Consider the following 15,728-nt stretch of genomic DNA (forward strand, 5'->3'; position numbering starts at 1 on the left):
GAGCGCTGTTGTGGACTATCCCCGCTATGACCCGCAATCGGCCAACACGCCGCTGAGCGACGAAGAACTTCAGGCACTGGACGACCTGCTGCACGCGCTGCCGCTGGACGGCGCGATGAACATCGAAGGCCTGGACGGCTACCTGACCGCGCTGCTGGTTGGCCCGCCGCTGCTGGACAAGCTGGCCACCGCTGATTGGTTGCCGCTGGTCTGGGGCGGTGACGCCGAAGGCGAAAGCCATGCACCGTTCCCCAGCGGACGCAAGCGCAAGCAGGCGACGGTGTGGGTGCTGCGCCACCTGCAAAACCTGGCCTGCCTGCTGCGCGACAAGCCCGACGACTGGCAGCCGATCTTCAGCGTGGCCGAGCAGGGTGAGAAGGAATACGTCAGCGCGCAGGACTGGTGCGCCGGCTTCCTCAGCGCCGTGGACCTGGACCCGGAAGCCTGGTCACCGCTGTTCGACGACCCGGCGCTGGGACCCCTGCTGGTGCCGGTGGCGCTTCTGGGCGGCGACGCGGACCAACTCAGCCCTGCCGACGCCGAGCGGCTGCAGGACATCGAGGTGGTGGACGAACTGAGCCGGCAGGTTGCCGACATGGTGGGCGTGCTCTGGGCCCACCGCCACCAAGACTGATCAAAGGCCCCCAAAACGATCCGGGGTCCGGCCGGCTGTGGCGTGGGCTTCGCTCAAGGCAGGGGCGATGTACGGGTTGCGGCTCAGCACCACGCCCTGGTCCACGTCCAGCCGGTAGAAGCCGGTCTGTGGGCGCTCGGAGAAGTCGTACAGGCTGCCCGGCTCCAGGCGCCAGACCTTGTAGCCGGTGTAGGTCACCGGGTCGTTTTCCTGGCGGCAGCCGTAGCCGGGCCGGTCGGCCAGCACGACGAAGGCGGTGTCGCCGTAGACCGTGCCCTTGCCGTCGCGGTCGATCAGCACGGCCGTGCCTTCGTTGATGCCCAGGCCCCAGGCCTCGTCCACCTCGCGGCTGCCGAGTTGGCGACACAGGAAGGCCAGCAACCGGCCCATGCGGTCGCGCTTGACGAAGTGGCTGTCGGTCAAGGTGCTTTCGAGACCCGGCCAGTTGAACAGGTTCTCGGTGAAGCTGACGCTGTTGCGGTACGGGTCGGCCAGCGCGAGCGAGGAGTTGACGCTGCCGCGGCAGCCGTCATAGACCGCCAGCGAGCCCTGGATCGCCAGCCCGGCGCTGCCGCCACCGGTGCCGCCGCCGCGCTCCACCACGGCCTGCACGGCGGCCGGGATCGGGCTGTTGCGCCACTGCACGAAGTTGCACTGGTCGCCACCGCGGAAGTACACCACCTCGGCTTGCTTCAGCGCGGCCAGCACATCAGGGTCGGCCGCGTCGCGTGCGTCGCGGATCACGATGGTGGTGCAGGAATTGACATTGGGCAACGCGTTCAGCGTGCGGCATTCGCCTTCCCAGTCGCGATAGCTGGCGCCCATCACCACCACGTCGACCGGCTCGTGGGAGAGCTGGTCCACGAAAGCCTCGAAGGAGCGGGCCTCGGGCGCGCCGTCGCCCTTCAGGTAGAAGGCCGGGCCCTGCAGCCTGGGCTGCACGTCGTCGGTGAAGCCCAGCCGGCTGATGCTGACCGAAGGCGCCGTGGCCGCCGCGGGGCCGGCCAGGGTCATCAGCCCGGAGGCCGCTGCCAGCGCGCCGGTCCACGCGGCCAGGCGCCGGCGCAGGGGCCGGTGTGGCGGGAGGCTCGGCGATCCAGGCATTGGCAATCCTTTCTCAGCGGCGGCGGGCAACGCGGGGGTAAGGCGCGTCGGCAGTCATCGTTTTGCAAATATCGGGCCCGCGGCATGTGAGGTTGCGGGCATTGGCCTGAGCGAGCCGTCAAATGAAAGAAAGGTTCCATTTTGTACGCCTGCCTTACACCTTTGCCACGCCACAAATCACAGCTTCTGCGCTGCAGGTGCCTCGATGCGCACGTCGCCCAGTGGTTCGGCCACGCACGGCAGGATCAGCCCTTCTGCCCGTTCTTCGGCGCTGATGCCTGGCCATTCGACGCGGTAGCGCACTTCGCCGGCCAGCAACTGGCAGCGGCAGGCGCGGCAGGTGCCGTTGCGGCAAGAGCGCGCCAGCCGCACGCCGGCCTGTTGTGCGGCCTCCAGCAGGCTCAGGCCCGGCGGCAGCGGCAGCCGCCAGCCTTGCGGCTGGATCTCCAGCCAGCGCGCGCTGGGCGCGTCTGCGGTGGGGGGCGAGGCTTCGCTGCTCATGCACGATTCTGGCCCGCGCGCCGCTTATGAGGGCAAACCCCGGGTCAACGGCCGCCCCCAGGCCCCGCTTGGGGGCGCCGCTTCCGTAGACTGCCGCCATGCTTGCCGATTCCTCTTCCACCAACGCCCTGCAACACCCGCCCGGCGGGCCGCTGGGCGTGGACCCGGACCTGCAGGGCGCCCGCCGCGCCGCCACGCTGATCCTGCTGCGCGACGGCGATGCCGGCCCCGAGGTGCTGCTGATGCGCCGCGCCGAGCGCAGTGGCGACAGCCGCAGCGGTGTCTGGGTCTTCCCCGGCGGCGCGCTGGACCCGGCCGACGCCGGCATGCAGGCGCTGTGCGAGGCCGCTGATGAAGCGGCCTGGAACCAGCGCCTGGGCCTGCCGTCCGGCGGGCTGGACTACGCCGTGGCGGCGCTGCGCGAGAGTTTCGAGGAGGTCGGCCTGCTGCTGGCACACGGCACGGCCGAGGCCATGTCCTCGGTGCAAATGCAGCGCTCGCAACTGCAGACGGGCGCTGCCTTCGCCGAAGCCTGCCGTGGCGCCGGCCTGCGCCTGGCGACCGACCAGTTGCGCTACTTCAGCCACTGGCTGACGCCGCCCGGCATGAAGCAGCGCTTCGACACCCGGTTTTTCATCGCCCGCATGCCAGAGGGCCAGACCGCCGTGGCCGATGCCGCCGAAGCGCTGGAAGTCGCCTGGCTGCGGCCGGCCGATGCGCTGGCCGCCGGCCTGAAGCTGCTGCCGGTGACCGAGCGCACGCTGCAGCAGCTCAGCCGCCACGCCAGCGTGCAGGCCGCGCTGGAGGCCACCGATGCGCAGGCGGCGGTGCGCCGCACCATGCCGCGCCTGGGCCGCGACGAGAAGGGCACCCGGCCGTTCCTGCCCGACCACTGGGCCTGGGCCGAGATCGGCCGCCTGGACCCGACCGGCCGCGGCGACGTGTTCGCCGACCTGTTGCCGCTGCGCGCGGTGGCCTTGTCCGAGCGCGTGACGCGGGTCACCTGCAACAACGGCAGCGTGATGACGGGCCCCGGCACCAACACCTATCTGCTGCGCGCGCCGGGCGGCGATGAAGTGGCGGTGCTGGATCCCGGCCCGGACGATGCCGATACCGAGGCCCACCTGCAGGCTGTGCTGGCGGCGGCAAAGCCCGGCCGCATCACGCGCATCCTCGTCACGCACACCCACACCGACCATTCGCCCGCCGCGCGCCGGCTGCAGGCGCTGACCGGCGCCACGCTGGTCGGCCGCGTCGCCTCGCACCCGATGTGGCAGGACGCCACGTTCGTGCCTGACCATGTGCCGGCCGACGGCGAGCGCCTGTCGCTCGGCGAAGGCTGCACGCTGCGCGCGGTGCCCACGCCGGGCCATGCATCCAACCACGTCTGCTGGCTGCTGGAGGAAGAGCGGCTGCTGTTCACCGGCGACCATGTGATGCAGGGCTCGACCGTGGTCATCAACCCGCCCGATGGCGACATGGCCGCCTACTGCGCGGCACTCGAAAGCCTGCTGGCGCTGGACCTGGATTGGTTTGCACCCGGCCACGGCTTCCTGATCGCCGAGCCGCAGGCCGAGGTGCGCCGGCTGCTGGCGCACCGCCAGGCGCGTGAGGACAAGGTGCTGGCCGCGCTGCGGGCGCAGGCCGCGCCGGTGACGGTGCAGGCGCTGGTGCCCGAGGTCTATGGCGACGTGCCGGCCTCGCGCCATGGCATTGCTGCCCGCTCGCTGAGCGCGAACCTGCTGAAGCTGGCCGCGCAAGGCCAGGCGAAGATGGACGACGAAGCCCGCTGGGAAGCGGCCTGAGGACAGGAGCAGAGAACACCCGCTTACAAGTCTCCGTGAAGAAAGTCGCATCCGGCTTTGTGTCGGCTGCGTAAAGGCCTGAGTCGTCGGAAGGGTTGAGGGTCATCGCAGGCCCCCCTTCGCCGGCTCTGCCCAACCGCCGGCCCCGCGCTGGCGCACTTTCTTCCAGGAGACTTCCATGTTGCGTTCCCCTCTGCGTCTGCTGCCCCTGGTGGCCGCGGCCATGCTGGCCGTGGCCGGCACCGCCCAGGCCTCCAGTCACCGTGAAGCCCCGTTCATCACGACCTCGCCCAAGGTTGATGCCTCGGACTTCTACATGTTCCGCAGCTACGAGACCGGCCGTGACGGCTACGTCACGCTGATCGCGAACTACCAGCCGCTGCAGGACGCGTATGGCGGCCCGAACTACTTCTCGATGGACCCGAACGCGCTCTACGAGATCCACATCGACAACAACGGCGACGCGGTCGAGGACCTGACGTTCCAGTTCCGCTTCAAGAACACGGCCGCCGGCATTGCGCTGACGGTGGGCGACCAGAGCGTGGGCATTCCGCTGATCCAGGCCGGCCAGGTGGCGAATGTCAACGACACCAACCTCAATGTGGCCGAGAGCTACAGCGTCAGCGTGGTGCGCGGTGACCGCCGCAGCGGCAGCACGCAGGTGGTGACCAATGCCAGCGGCGGCGCCAGCACCTTTGCCAAGCCGGTGGACAACATCGGCGTGAAGACGATTCCGGACTACGCGGCCTACGCTGCCAAGCACATCTACAGCGTCAACATTCCGGGCTGCAGCACGGCGGGCAAGATGTTCGTCGGCCAGCGCCAGGACCCGTTTGCGGTCAACCTGGGCACCATCTTCGACCTGGTCAACGCGCCGGTTTCGGTGATCACCGATCCGACGCTGATCGGCGCGGTGCCCAACCAGCTGGCCGACAAGAACGTGACCACGCTGGCGCTGGAAGTGCCGATCAGCTGCCTGACCAATGGCACCGAGACGGTGATTGGCGGCTGGACCACGGCCAGCATGCGCCAGGCCCGCATGCTGGACCCGAACCCCAAACCCGGCCACCAGACCACCGACAAGAACGGCGGCGCCTGGACCCAGGTCTCGCGCCTGGGCATGCCCCTGGTCAATGAGGTGGTCATCGGCCTGAAGGACAAGGACCGCTTCAACAGCGCCAAGCCCAAGGACGACGCGCAGTTCGCCAAGTACGTGACCAACCCGACGCTGCCCAAGCTGATCGAGATCGCGCTGGCGCTGCCGAATACCGCGCCGACCAACTACCCGCGCAACGACCTGGTCACAACCTTCCTCACCGGCATCAGCGGCCTGAACCAGCCGAAGAACGTGGTGGCTTCGGAAGAGCTGCGGCTGAACACTGCCATTGCGCCGGTGCCGTTCGCGCAGCAGAACCGCCTGGGCGTGGTGGGCAACATCCTGGCCGGTGGCAACGACTTCGCCGGCTTCCCGAACGGCCGCCGACCGAAGGACGACGTGGTCGACGTGTCGCTGGTCGCGGTGATGGGCGGCCTGTGCATGGCCAATGGCGACACCGACGCGCTGAAGTTCGGCGCGGCGTGCAAGCCCTCGGCCGTGCCGCTGGGCGAAACCTCGCTGAAGCTGCATGACGCGGTGGACCAGGCGGTCGTGCCCTTGATGGCCGGCTTTCCGTACCTGAACACGCCCATCGGCGGCACCAAGTAAGGGGCGGCCATGAAGCGCGTTCATCTCATGACGCTGGCGGCTGGTGCGCTGGCGCTGCTCGCTGCCTGCAATGGCGGCAGCGACGACGGCACGTCCGACCCGCAGGGCGGCGGCAGCATCCCGTCCTCCGCACTCGCCTCGCCCGAGGCCTACATCGACTACGTGGCCAAGCTGCCGGCCAGCGAAACCGAGGAGCCGGTCAACCTCGATGCGGTGGACCAGCCACCGGCCAGCGACACCACCGAGCCAGTGGCGCTGGATTGATCACGGCTCCCTCGCCGTGACTCGCGGAGGCGGCGCACCGCGTCGCCTCCCCCCATTTTTCGTTCCTCGCCACCATGTCCACCTGGAAATCCGCCCGCCTGGCCGCTGCCTTGCTGCTCAGTTGCCATGCCCTGCTGCAGGCTGCGCCGTTTGTGCCGGCCAACGATGCGACGGTGGTCGAATCCTTGCCGACCCGTGTCGGCGGCCAGGCCGAGCGCCGTGCCGAGCGGGCTCAGCGCGCCGCCTTGCGCGAGGCGCCGGCCTCGCTGCCGCTGGCGCTGAACATCGCCCGCCAGGCCATTGAACGCAGCCGCCGCAGCGGCGACCCGCGCGAACTCGGCCAGGCGCAAGCCGCGCTGGCCACCTGGTGGGCGCTGCCCGCGCCGCCCGCGCCGGTGCGCCTGCTGCGCGCCACCATCCTGCAGCGCAACCACCAGTTCGCCACCGCGCTGCAGGACCTGGCTGCCTTGCTGGCCGACCGCAACACGCCGCTGCCCTTGCAGGCCCAGGCCGAGCTGACCCGCGCCGCGGTGCTTCAGGTCACCGGTGACTGGGCCGCTGCACGCATCGGCTACGAACAACTCGCCGGCCCGCGCTATGCCGCGCTGGGCCGCGCTGTCAGCGAGCCCGCCCTGGCAGCGCTGGCCGAACTGGACAGCCTGCAGGGCCAGCAGCACCGCGCATCGGCCGCCTTGTCCAGGCTGCTGCAAGCCGGGCCGGACGACGCCTGGCTGTGGCTGCTGCGCGCCGAGATGGCCCAGCGTCAGGGCGATGCCAGCGCCGGCAAGCACTTCAAGCAGGCGCTGGCATTGAACGACGACGTCTACACCCGCGCCGCCTATGCCGACTGGCTGCTGGACCACGGCCAGGCCGCGCAAGTCGTGCAACTGCTGGACGGCCAGGAGGCATCTGACACCTTGCTGCTGCGCCTGGCGCTGGCTTGGCGCGCGCTGAACGACCCGCGTGCGGACGGCGCCGTGCGCGACCTCGGCGAGCGCTACGCCGCCGCCGCGCTGCGTGGCGACCCCAGCCATGCGCGTGAACAGGCCCGCTGGGCGCTGGACCTGATGCGCCAGCCGGCGCAGGCGCTGGAACAGGCGCAGCTGAACTGGTCGCACCAGAAGGAGCCGGCCGATGCCTGGCTGCTGGTGCGCACGGCGCAGGCCGCCGGCCAGCCCCAGGCGATGGCGCCAGTGCTGGCCTTTGCGAAGGCGCAGGGCTGGCAGGATGCGACGCTGGCCCGGCTGTCGCGCACCGTGGGAGCTGGCGCATGAGCCGCGTTCTGCTGGCGTGGCTGTTGCTGCTTTGCAGCGGCCTGGCCCACGCGCACAAGCCCAGCGATGCCTATTTGCAGATGACCGTGAGCGGTCAAACGGTGCGGGCCAGGGTGGACGTGGCGCTGCGCGACCTGGACCGCGAGCTGGTGCTGGACCAGGACGACAACGGCGAGCTCAGCTGGGGCGAGGTGCTGCCACGCTGGACGCAGATCGACGTGCTGGTGCAGTCCAGGCTGCAACTCAGCGTGGGCGGCGAGGCCTGCGTGCCCGGCCCTGCCGGCCCGCCCCAGCTGGAGCATCACAGCGACGGCGTCTACGCGGTGCTGACGCGCCAGTGGCAATGCCCGCGCGAGGCCAGTGCACTGCAGGTCGGCTACCAGCTGTTTGCTGACAGCGACCCGACGCACCGCGGCGTCCTGCGGCTGATCACGCCCACAGGCGAGCGGCTTCAGGTGCTGGTGCCGGGCGCGGCGCCGGCAGCTTCTGCGGCTTCGGGCGTGGCGGCCGGGCCGGCCAGCGAAGCGCCGTCCGGCTTCGTTGGCTTTGTCATCGAAGGCATGCACCACATCCTGATCGGCACTGACCACGTGCTGTTCCTGCTGTCGCTGCTGCTGCCTTCGGTGCTGCTGCGCGTGCGGCGCAATCCACCGATGGTGCTGCGCAGCGAGTGGCAGCCGGCGCCGGACGGGCGCGAGGTGCTGCTCGGCGTGGCCAAGGTGGTGACGGCCTTCACCGTGGCGCACTCGATCACGCTGGCGCTGGCGGTGCTGGACGTTTTCAACCCGCCAACCCGCTGGGTCGAATCGCTGATTGCCGCCAGCGTCATCGCCACCGCGCTGAACAACCTCTGGCCCTTGCTTGGTGCCCCCAAACCTGCCGCTGCGCGTCAGGCCCCCCGAGGGGGTCAAGAAGACTTGGGAGCGGCCCGGCATCTTCTTGAGGGCCAGGACCGCTGGAAGATGACCTTCGTGTTCGGCCTGGTGCACGGCTTCGGTTTTGCCAGCGTGCTGAAGGACATGGGCCTGGGCAATGGCGCGCTGGTCAGCTCGCTGCTGGGCTTCAACCTGGGCGTGGAACTGGGCCAGGCGGCGGTGGTGATCTGCGTGCTGCCGCTGTCCTGGTGGCTGCGTGGCAGCCGCGTCTACCGGCATGGCGTGCTGCCGGTGGGCTCGGTGCTGATCGCCAGCGTGGCCGGGATCTGGCTGGCGGAGCGGGTTTTTGATCTCAAGTTATTGGGCAGCGGCTGAACTGGGGCGACACTGGCGGGCTTGAAAAGCGACAGCGCGGCCCCAGATGGCCGCCAAACCCCCGCTGAGCCTTGGCTCGTGGGGGCGTTTTGCCAACCCCTTTTCCCGTTCGCGACCCATGAGCAAGCAGACCCATTCCTTCCAGGCCGAAGTCAAGCAGATCCTGCACCTCGTCACCCACTCGCTGTACTCGAACAAGGAAATCTTCCTGCGCGAGCTGGTGTCCAACGCGTCCGACGCCTGCGACAAGCTGCGCTACGAAGCGCTGGACCATCCGCAGCTGTTCGAAGACAACCCCAACCTCGAAGTGCGCGTGCTGTTCGACGCCGAGGCCAAGACGCTGACCATCCGCGACAACGGCATTGGCATGAGTGCCGAGGAAGCCACCGCCCACCTGGGCACCATCGCCAAGAGCGGCACGCGTGAGTTCATGGCCAAGCTGGACGGCGACCAGAAGAAGGATGCGCAGCTGATCGGCCAGTTCGGCGTGGGCTTTTATTCCGGCTTCATCGTGGCCGATCGCATCACGGTCGAAAGCCGCCGCGCCGGCCTGCCCGCCGACCAGGGCGTGCGCTGGAGCTCCGAAGGCACCGGCGAGTTCGAGCTGGAGACGATTGACAAGCCGCTGCGCGGCACCGATGTGATCCTGCACCTGCGCGACGAGGAAACCGAGTTCCTGTCGACCTGGCGCCTGAAGTCCATCATCAGCAAGTACAGCGACCACATCTCGCTGCCCATCCTGATGAAGAAGGAGACCTGGGACGCGGAAGCCTCCAAGCAGATCGTCACCGACGAATGGGAAACGGTCAACAAGGCCGCCGCGCTGTGGAGCCGCAGCAAGAGCGAGGTGACCGACGCCGAGTACCAGGACTTCTACAAGCAGATCAGCTACGACAGCGAGCCGCCGCTGGCCTACACGCACAACCGCGTCGAAGGCCGCAGCGAATACACGCAGCTGCTGTACATCCCCGCCAAGGCGCCGTTCGACCTGTGGAACCGCGACAAGCGCGGCGGCGTGAAGCTGTACGTCAAGCGCGTGTTCATCATGGACGACGCCGAGACGCTGCTGCCGGTCTACCTGCGCTTCGTCAAGGGCGTGATCGACTCGGCCGACCTGCCGCTGAACGTGAGCCGCGAACTGCTGCAGGAAAGCCGCGATGTGAAGGCGATCCGCGAAGGTTCGACCAAGCGCATCCTGTCCATGCTGGAAAGCCTGGCCGACAGCGACAGTGCCGACGACAAGGCCAAGTACCAGAAGTTCTGGGGCGAGTTCGGCAATGTGATGAAGGAAGGCATTGGCGAGGACTTCCAGAACCAGGAGCGCCTGGCCAAGCTGCTGCGCTTCTCGTCCACCCATGCCGACGAAGGCGTGAGCCTGGCGGATTACGTTTCGCGCATGAAGGAAGGCCAGGACGTGATCTACGTGATCACAGCCGATTCGCTGGCCGCCGCCAAGAGCAGCCCGCAGCTGGAGATCTTCCGCAAGAAGGGCATCGAGGTGCTGCTGCTGGCTGAGCGTGTGGATGAGTGGATGCTCTCGCATCTGCACGAGTTCGAAGGCAAGCAGCTGCAAAGCGTGGCCAAGGGCTCGGTGGACCTGGGCAAGCTGCAGGACGAGGAAGAGAAGAAGAAGGCCGAGGAAACCGCCGAGGCCTTCAAGCCGCTGGTCGAGAAGCTGAAGACCGCGCTGGCCAGCCGCGCCAAGGACGTGCGCGTGTCAAACCGGCTGGTCGATTCGCCTGCCTGCGTGGTGGTCGAGGAAGGCGACATGAGCGGTCACCTGGCGCGGCTCTTGAAGCAGTCTGGCCAGGAAGCGCCGGAAACCCGGCCCATCCTGGAAGTGAACCCGGAACACGCGCTGGTCAAGCGCATGCTGGACGACCCGCGTTTCGACGACCTGGCGCAGATCCTGTTCGACCAGGCCGTGCTGGCCGAAGGTGGGCAGCTGGAAGACGCGGCGGCCTATGTGCAGCGCGTGACGCGCCTGCTCAGCGCCTGATCAGAAGTGGGGCACCCGGTCTCGCGGGTACGCGAGGCCACCCGCCGGGCGGGTTGGCGCGGCCGTCTTGGGGCGGCCCGGCGCCGTCCGCGCTTCTGCTCCGGTTGGGGTGCTTGAATCAGAGGTCGCTCATACGCTCGACCTGCTCCTGCAGCTCGGTCGCCTGCTGGTTCCAGTACGAGGGGCTGGCAAACCACGGGAAGGCGATGGGGAAGGCCGGGTCTGACCAGCGCTCGGCCAGCCAGGCGCTGTGGTGGATCATGCGCAGCGTGCGCAGCGGTTCGATCAGCAGCAGCTCGCGGTCGTCGAAATCGGCGAAGTCGCGGTAGCCGTCCAGCAGGTGGTACAGCGCGGTTTCGATCGCACCGCGCTCGCCCGGCAGCATCATCCACAGGTCCTGCACCGCGGGGCCCATGCAGCAGTCGTCGAAGTCCACGAAGTTCGGCCCGGCATACTGGCCTTCCTCCCGCCACAGCACGTTGCCGGTGTGGCAGTCGCCATGCAGGCGGATCAGGCGCAGGTTGTCGTGCCGCGCAAAAGCCTGGTCCACCAGTGCTAGCGCGCGCTCGCTGGCGCGCAGCCACACGCCTTCGGTGTCCGGGTGCACGAGGCCCAGCGCCTGCAGCCGTGTGCGCGCTGCGTGGCCGTAGGTCTGGGCGTTCAGCGTGCGGCGGTGCGCAAACGCGCTGCGCTTGCCGACCGCGTGCAGCCGGCCCAGCAAGCGGCCCAGCCAGCTCAGCGTCTCGGGCTGTTCCAGCTCCGGCGCTCTGCCGACTCGGCGCTCGCTGACGGCGATGCGGAAGGTCGCGCCGTTGACCTCGGCAATGCCCAGCGTCGGCACGCCGTCCACCAATCTGAAAGCCGGGTCTTCCCACTGGGGCGCCAGCACCAGCGGTGGCACCACCGGCAGGTCGGCGTCGGCCAGCTCGGCGGAAAAAGCGTGTTCCTCGGCCAGCTGCGCGTCCGTCCAGCGCTCGGGCCGGTAGAACTTCGCGACCACCACGCGGCCGTCGTCCAGGTGCGCCTGCCAGACGCGGTTTTCGTAGGAGTTCAGCTGCAGCAGCCGGCCATCGGCCGGCAGGCCGGCCAGCGTCAGCGCCTGCAGCACCGCTTGCGGGTCGAGTGTTGCAAACGGGGAAGTGGCGGGGGAGACGGCAGGGGAGTCCGAGGGAGAAACAGGCATCGGGGCATGGTACGCCCGCGCTGTCCGCCGCTCAGGCGCCGGGCTTGGGCGGATCGTGGGGCGCGTCCAGCTCGCTGTTCGCGGCCGGCGCCTGCTTGCGGCTGCGCAACAGGCCGAAGCTGAAGAAGTTCACCAGCCGGTCCATGTGCTGGGCATTGCTCTTGAAGCGGTAGTCCAACTCGGCCGCCTGGCTTTCGACCAGCGCTTCCACACGCGAGGCCAACGAGTCGCCCGGCAACTGCAGCCTGGCCTCGGCCTCGCCGCCGTCGCGCACCACGGTGGCGCCGGCATTGCGGGCAATGCGCAGCATCGCGGTGTTTTCGCTCAGCGCGTGGATGATCAGCTGGGTCACGCCGCGGTTGCGGGCGTGCAGCACCGAGTGGTCGAACAGCCGGGCGCCGTAACCCCGCCCGCGCGCGCTCACGGCCACCGACACGCCAAACTCGGCCATGTGCCGGGAGGACGCAGCCACCCCTGGCATGCCCTCGCTCAGGTAGGCCAGGTGGGCCATGGCAATGAGCTGCAGCCGGCGGTTGAAGATGCCGAAGATTTCGTCGCGGCGGAAATCCAGTCGCTCGACGTAGCGCTTGATCTGCTCGTCGCTGGCCATGTAGCCAAAACGCAGGTAACGGTCTTCCGCGCTCAGCGCGAGCAGGTGCGACAGCACGCGCCCGCGATGGCGTGAGACCAGCGAGCGGATCGGAATCCAGCGGTAAGGCGTGGGGGGTTGAGGCGTTTGCGCCTGGACCGGGTCAGCCATGCGCGCTCCCAAGTGAGGGGTGGTCAATGAGAACCAAGGGAAAACCCTAGTATAACCGCGATGCCGGCCACCGAAGCCCGGAGCTGCAGGGGGATTGCGGGCCGCGGCCTGTTTGCGAGCACTGTGGTTTCGGCTATACTCGTCGGCTTTCCCGCAATCGGCGGGGAGAACGGGTCATGCTTTTGCAAAGTTCTTGCAATGTTCAGCCAGCAATGACTGAACCTGAAAGAACTCAAGAGAGGCAGGGCAACCGGAAGCCTGAGAGGCCGCCGGCTGCAAGCATCCCAGTCTGCCACGTGCTTCACGTGAGCGGCGGGGTGAAGGCAGTCTCCAAGTGGTTCCGATGGTGAATGGCCAGCCGTTCGAACAGCCGTTTCCTCTCTTTCAAAGAGAACCTCTCATGAAGACCTTCAGCGCCAAGCCGGCCGAAGTGACGCACGAGTGGCTTGTGCTCGACGCCACCGATCTGGTGCTCGGACGTGTTGCCAGCGAAGTGGCACTCCGACTGCGCGGCAAGCACAAAGCCATCTACACGCCTCACGTCGACACCGGTGATTTCATCATCATCCTGAACGCCGACAAGATCCGCGTCACCGGCAACAAGGCCAACGACAAGGTGTACTACCGTCACTCGGGCTTCCCGGGCGGTATCTACGGCACCAAGTTCAAGGACATGCAAGCCAAGCATCCGGGCCGCGCCCTGGAAAAGGCCGTCAAGGGCATGCTGCCCAAGGGCCCGCTCGGCTACGCGATGATCAAGAAGCTGAAGGTTTATGCCGGTGACCAGCACCCGCACGCCGCGCAGCAGCCCAAGCCGCTGGCAATCTGAGGAGCGCTGAATGATCGGTAATTGGAACTATGGCACCGGCCGTCGCAAGTCGTCGGTTGCTCGCGTCTTCATCAAGAAGGGCACTGGCCAGATTGTCGTCAACGGCAAGGCCGTCGGCGAATACTTCGGCCGTCAGACCTCGATCATGATCGTGCGCCAGCCGCTGCTGCTGACCGGCAACAACGAGACGTTCGACATCCAGGTCAACGTGCACGGTGGCGGCGAGTCCGGCCAGGCCGGCGCAGTGCGTCACGGCATCACCCGTGCGCTGATCGATTACGATGCGGCGCTCAAGCCTGACCTGAGCCACGCCGGCTTCGTGACGCGCGATGCGCGTGAAGTCGAACGTAAGAAGGTCGGTCTGCACGGCGCGCGTCGCAGGAAGCAGTTCAGCAAGCGCTGATCCATCCGACACGTCTTTCCCGGTGTCCCTGGGAAAGCCGAACAGCAAAGGCCGCTTCATGCGGCCTTTGTCGTTTCTGGGTGCGCCATGCGGAAAAGCTGCCAGGGAGCATGGGCTGAAGTGCCGATGCCGTTCCACTTTGTGCTTGTCGCGGTGAGTGTTGTATGCGCTGGAAACTGATTCGCCGCCGTTTGTCGATCTCGTCGCCACGCATGACGGTGCGCAGCCAGATGGCCTGGCCCTTGCGCTGGGTCGCTGCTGCGGTCGTGCTGGGCTTCTCGGCGGCGATTGCGCTTTGGGCCTTCGAGTTCGGCAAGGAGATCGCCGGGCTGGACCGCGGCGCCCAGGCCGAGCTGGTTCGGCTGCGCAACGAGCTGAGCCAACTGCGCGAGGAGCGCGAACACGCCCAGTCCATTGCTAACACGGCAGAGAGCCTGCTGAAGACCGAACGCGCCGCCGAGGAGCGCCTGGTCGAGCAGTTGAAGCAGTCCGAAGCCGAGAAGATGAGCCTCAAGGCCGACCTGGGCTTCTTCGAGCGCCTGCTGCCGACAACGGCCAGCGCCGGCGCGGAGTCGCTGCAGGTGCGCGGCCTGCAGGTCGATCAGGAGTCGCCCGGCCACTGGCGCTACCAGTTGCTGGTGATGCAGAGTGGCCGCCAGGCGCAGGCTTTCAGCGGCCATTACGAGCTGACCTTTTCCGGCACCGAGGACGGCAAACCCTGGACCCTGACGCTGCCCGGTGGTGCGCAGCCGCTGCAGGTCAAGCAGTACGTGCGGGTGGAAGGGCGGGTCGACGGCCCGGCGCATGCCGTGGTCAAATCCGTCGTCCTGCGGGTGACGGACAGCGCGGGCGGCGTTCGCGCCACGCAGACGCTGAAACTCTGAGCACGCTTCGTGCATCCGTTGGCACCACGCGTTGGGCAGTTCACGGGACAGGCGACCCACATCCGCCGGCCGGGGCTGAAGACTAAAACACCGCTAAGGAGTGTCAGTTCATGTTGTTCGGCAAGAAGAAGCAGCCCCCGATCCGCAGCCTGATCGGCGAGGGCAACATCGTTTCGGGCGAGTTGCGCTTCAAGGATGGCTTGCGCATCGATGGCGAAGTCCACGGGGACGTGGTCGCCGATGGCGAAGGCCCCAGCCTGCTGGTGATCAGCGAAAATGCCCGGGTCATGGGCAAGGTCAATGCTGGACACGTCATCATCAACGGGCAGGTGCACGGTCCCGTGCATTCCAGCGAGTTGCTGGAACTGCAACCCAAGGCCAGAATCGTCGGTGATGTGCGTTATGAAGCCCTTGAAATGCACCAGGGTGCCACCATCGATGGAGAATTGAGGCCTCGGTCTGCCGTAGAAGACAAGCCGACCCTGAAGCTGGCGGCCTCGAACGAGGTCTGAGAACCGCTCTACCCGTTCCCGCCCAGCCGCCCCGCTTAGATTTTTTCCAAGGATTTGCCATGAACGCCGTCGCCGAAACCCTCGTCCCTGTTGCTGATGCCACCAGCGACATGCCGGCCCCCATCGTCTTCACCGACAGCGCGGCATCCAAGGTCGCCGACCTGGTGGCCGAAGAAGGCAATCCGGATCTGAAGCTGCGGGTGTTCGTGCAGGGTGGTGGCTGCTCCGGCTTCCAGTACGGCTTCACCTTCGATGAAATCGTCAACGACGACGACACGCAGATGAGCAAGAACGGCGTGACGCTGCTGATCGATGCGATGAGCCTGCAGTACCTCAGCGGTGCCGAGATCGACTACAAGGAAGACCTGCAAGGCGCCCAGTTCGTGATCAAGAACCCGAACGCCACGACCACCTGCGGCTGCGGCTCCAGCTTCTCGGTCTGAGCGAGCGCCGCTCCCAAACAAAAGCCGCCTTCGGGCGGCTTTTTGCTGGGCGCTCCGTTCTTACGCTGCCGCCGCCGGGCCGTCCCAAGGCGGCAGCGTTACCCGCCTGGCGGGTGGACTTGCGTACCCGCGAGTCCGGGTGCAAACAAACGCTGCCGGCGCCGGGCCGCCCCAAGCT

16 protein-coding genes are annotated in these 15,728 nt (G+C 67.7%); 12 read left to right on the top strand and 4 right to left on the bottom strand.

What is annotated here, in order from left to right:
- The first annotated feature begins 10 nt into the window (after positions 1 to 10).
- The gene (locus LRH25_RS03270) at positions 11 to 634 is read left to right on the top strand and encodes a UPF0149 family protein (RefSeq protein ID WP_141291026.1); all 624 of its coding nucleotides are present in this window, start codon (positions 11 to 13) and stop codon (positions 632 to 634) included.
- On the opposite strand, the gene LRH25_RS03275 is transcribed toward LRH25_RS03270, so the two are convergent.
- Positions 635 to 1,738, bottom strand: a complete 1,104-nt coding sequence (locus tag LRH25_RS03275; RefSeq protein WP_231010165.1) for a cyanophycinase — start codon at positions 1,736 to 1,738, stop codon at positions 635 to 637. It lies immediately after the preceding gene.
- 177 nt (positions 1,739 to 1,915) lie between these two features.
- Positions 1,916 to 2,239 (bottom strand): 2Fe-2S iron-sulfur cluster-binding protein, encoded by a 324-nt coding sequence (locus LRH25_RS03280; protein WP_231010166.1) that lies wholly within the window; start codon positions 2,237 to 2,239, stop codon positions 1,916 to 1,918.
- A 98-nt stretch (positions 2,240 to 2,337) separates the two neighbouring features.
- On the opposite strand from LRH25_RS03280, the gene LRH25_RS03285 reads away from it, so the two are divergent.
- The 6 genes from LRH25_RS03285 to htpG all read left to right on the top strand — a co-directional run bounded on the left by LRH25_RS03285 (position 2,338) and on the right by htpG (position 10,536).
- Positions 2,338 to 4,044 carry an MBL fold metallo-hydrolase gene (locus LRH25_RS03285; protein ID WP_231010167.1) on the top strand — a complete coding sequence of 569 codons (1,707 nt, stop codon included), beginning with the start codon at positions 2,338 to 2,340 and terminating at the stop codon, positions 4,042 to 4,044.
- 178 nt (positions 4,045 to 4,222) lie between these two features.
- Positions 4,223 to 5,749, top strand: coding sequence for a DUF4331 domain-containing protein (locus LRH25_RS03290; RefSeq protein WP_141290994.1), 1,527 nt, complete (start codon positions 4,223 to 4,225; stop codon positions 5,747 to 5,749).
- Between the two features lie 9 nt (positions 5,750 to 5,758).
- Complete coding sequence (locus LRH25_RS03295; RefSeq protein WP_141290996.1) at positions 5,759 to 6,013, top strand: hypothetical protein; 255 nt, start codon at positions 5,759 to 5,761, stop codon at positions 6,011 to 6,013.
- A gap of 74 nt (positions 6,014 to 6,087) precedes the next feature.
- Positions 6,088 to 7,287 (top strand): tetratricopeptide repeat protein, encoded by a 1,200-nt coding sequence (locus LRH25_RS03300; protein WP_231010168.1) that lies wholly within the window; start codon positions 6,088 to 6,090, stop codon positions 7,285 to 7,287.
- Positions 7,284 to 8,537, top strand: a complete 1,254-nt coding sequence (locus LRH25_RS03305; RefSeq protein ID WP_231010169.1) for a HupE/UreJ family protein — start codon at positions 7,284 to 7,286, stop codon at positions 8,535 to 8,537. The genes LRH25_RS03300 and LRH25_RS03305 overlap by 4 nt, the downstream gene beginning before the upstream one ends.
- A gap of 118 nt (positions 8,538 to 8,655) precedes the next feature.
- Positions 8,656 to 10,536 carry a molecular chaperone HtpG gene (gene htpG / locus LRH25_RS03310; RefSeq protein WP_141290398.1) on the top strand — a complete coding sequence of 627 codons (1,881 nt, stop codon included), beginning with the start codon at positions 8,656 to 8,658 and terminating at the stop codon, positions 10,534 to 10,536.
- A 118-nt stretch (positions 10,537 to 10,654) separates the two neighbouring features.
- Here htpG and LRH25_RS03315 read toward each other — a convergent pair whose 3' ends face one another.
- Both LRH25_RS03315 and LRH25_RS03320 read right to left on the bottom strand, forming a co-directional pair.
- Complete coding sequence (locus tag LRH25_RS03315) at positions 10,655 to 11,719, bottom strand: serine/threonine protein kinase (protein ID WP_231010170.1); 1,065 nt, start codon at positions 11,717 to 11,719, stop codon at positions 10,655 to 10,657.
- A gap of 31 nt (positions 11,720 to 11,750) precedes the next feature.
- Positions 11,751 to 12,479 carry a GNAT family N-acetyltransferase gene (locus LRH25_RS03320; RefSeq protein ID WP_141285732.1) on the bottom strand — a complete coding sequence of 243 codons (729 nt, stop codon included), beginning with the start codon at positions 12,477 to 12,479 and terminating at the stop codon, positions 11,751 to 11,753.
- Between the two features lie 400 nt (positions 12,480 to 12,879).
- Between LRH25_RS03320 and rplM the strand changes: the two genes are divergently transcribed.
- From rplM to erpA, 5 genes are all read left to right on the top strand, one after another.
- A complete protein-coding gene (rplM, locus tag LRH25_RS03325; protein WP_141285734.1) occupies positions 12,880 to 13,308 on the top strand; it encodes a 50S ribosomal protein L13 in 429 nt (142 codons plus the stop codon).
- Between the two features lie 10 nt (positions 13,309 to 13,318).
- Positions 13,319 to 13,711: a 30S ribosomal protein S9 gene (rpsI, locus tag LRH25_RS03330; RefSeq protein ID WP_141285736.1), complete on the top strand. Its 393-nt coding sequence runs from the start codon at positions 13,319 to 13,321 to the stop codon at positions 13,709 to 13,711.
- A 164-nt stretch (positions 13,712 to 13,875) separates the two neighbouring features.
- Positions 13,876 to 14,595: a DUF6776 family protein gene (locus tag LRH25_RS03335; RefSeq protein WP_141285738.1), complete on the top strand. Its 720-nt coding sequence runs from the start codon at positions 13,876 to 13,878 to the stop codon at positions 14,593 to 14,595.
- A 113-nt stretch (positions 14,596 to 14,708) separates the two neighbouring features.
- Positions 14,709 to 15,107, top strand: a complete 399-nt coding sequence (locus LRH25_RS03340) for a bactofilin family protein (RefSeq protein ID WP_141285740.1) — start codon at positions 14,709 to 14,711, stop codon at positions 15,105 to 15,107.
- 59 nt (positions 15,108 to 15,166) lie between these two features.
- Complete coding sequence (gene erpA / locus LRH25_RS03345; RefSeq protein WP_141285742.1) at positions 15,167 to 15,550, top strand: iron-sulfur cluster insertion protein ErpA; 384 nt, start codon at positions 15,167 to 15,169, stop codon at positions 15,548 to 15,550.
- Positions 15,551 to 15,728 lie beyond the last annotated feature (178 nt).

It is taken from the genome of Ideonella azotifigens, assembly GCF_021043325.1.
Taxonomy (GTDB): Bacteria; Pseudomonadota; Gammaproteobacteria; order Burkholderiales; family Burkholderiaceae_C; genus Ideonella; species Ideonella azotifigens.

Coding starts and splice junctions, on each gene's coding strand:
- LRH25_RS03320 (WP_141285732.1), bottom strand. CDS start 12,479: ATGGCTGACCCGGTCCAGGCGCAAACGCCTCAACCCCCCACGCCTTAC.
- erpA (WP_141285742.1), top strand. CDS start 15,167: ATGAACGCCGTCGCCGAAACCCTCGTCCCTGTTGCTGATGCCACCAGC.
- LRH25_RS03315 (WP_231010170.1), bottom strand. CDS start 11,719: ATGCCTGTTTCTCCCTCGGACTCCCCTGCCGTCTCCCCCGCCACTTCC.
- LRH25_RS03295 (WP_141290996.1), top strand. CDS start 5,759: ATGAAGCGCGTTCATCTCATGACGCTGGCGGCTGGTGCGCTGGCGCTG.
- LRH25_RS03290 (WP_141290994.1), top strand. CDS start 4,223: ATGTTGCGTTCCCCTCTGCGTCTGCTGCCCCTGGTGGCCGCGGCCATG.
- LRH25_RS03280 (WP_231010166.1), bottom strand. CDS start 2,239: ATGAGCAGCGAAGCCTCGCCCCCCACCGCAGACGCGCCCAGCGCGCGC.
- LRH25_RS03300 (WP_231010168.1), top strand. CDS start 6,088: ATGTCCACCTGGAAATCCGCCCGCCTGGCCGCTGCCTTGCTGCTCAGT.
- LRH25_RS03285 (WP_231010167.1), top strand. CDS start 2,338: ATGCTTGCCGATTCCTCTTCCACCAACGCCCTGCAACACCCGCCCGGC.
- rplM (WP_141285734.1), top strand. CDS start 12,880: ATGAAGACCTTCAGCGCCAAGCCGGCCGAAGTGACGCACGAGTGGCTT.
- LRH25_RS03335 (WP_141285738.1), top strand. CDS start 13,876: ATGCGCTGGAAACTGATTCGCCGCCGTTTGTCGATCTCGTCGCCACGC.
- rpsI (WP_141285736.1), top strand. CDS start 13,319: ATGATCGGTAATTGGAACTATGGCACCGGCCGTCGCAAGTCGTCGGTT.
- htpG (WP_141290398.1), top strand. CDS start 8,656: ATGAGCAAGCAGACCCATTCCTTCCAGGCCGAAGTCAAGCAGATCCTG.
- LRH25_RS03305 (WP_231010169.1), top strand. CDS start 7,284: ATGAGCCGCGTTCTGCTGGCGTGGCTGTTGCTGCTTTGCAGCGGCCTG.
- LRH25_RS03275 (WP_231010165.1), bottom strand. CDS start 1,738: ATGCCTGGATCGCCGAGCCTCCCGCCACACCGGCCCCTGCGCCGGCGC.